1 protein-coding gene is annotated in these 376 nt (G+C 79.5%); it reads left to right on the top strand.

Going from position 1 to position 376, the window contains the following annotated elements; all coding sequences use genetic code 11:
* A partial coding sequence (locus AO501_RS38335) for a hypothetical protein (protein WP_055579318.1) occupies positions 1-376 on the top strand: 376 nt, incomplete at both ends.

The raw sequence follows: 376 nt of genomic DNA, 5'->3' as shown, positions 1-376 counted from the left end.
CAACAGCACCAACCCCGGCGTGGCCGGCGGCGCGGGCGGCATCGGCGGTGTCGGCGGCACGGGTGGCGCGGCCGGCCTCGGCGGATCCGGATCGAGCACCGGCGCCTCCGGCACGGCCGGTGACGGCGGCCTTGGCGGTATCGGCGGGACCGGCGGCCAAGGCGGTACCGGCAGCACCGGCGCCACCGGTGGCGGGACCGGCGGGCAGGGAGCGGCCGGTGGTGACGGCGGCCAAGGTGGTGCTGGGGGCGCGGCTGGTGCCACCAACGGCGGCACCGCCGGCGGCCAGGGCGTCGGCGGTCAGGGTGGTGTCGGCGGGATCGGCGGCCAGGGCGGTCACGGCGGCATCGGTACCGACAACAGCGCCAACCCCGGC

Source organism: Mycobacterium gordonae (genome assembly GCF_001417955.2).
Classification (GTDB): Bacteria; Actinomycetota; Actinomycetes; order Mycobacteriales; family Mycobacteriaceae; genus Mycobacterium; species Mycobacterium gordonae_B.
The sequence above is the reverse complement of the archived record's forward strand: the minus strand, read 5'-3'. Positions and strand labels throughout refer to the sequence as shown.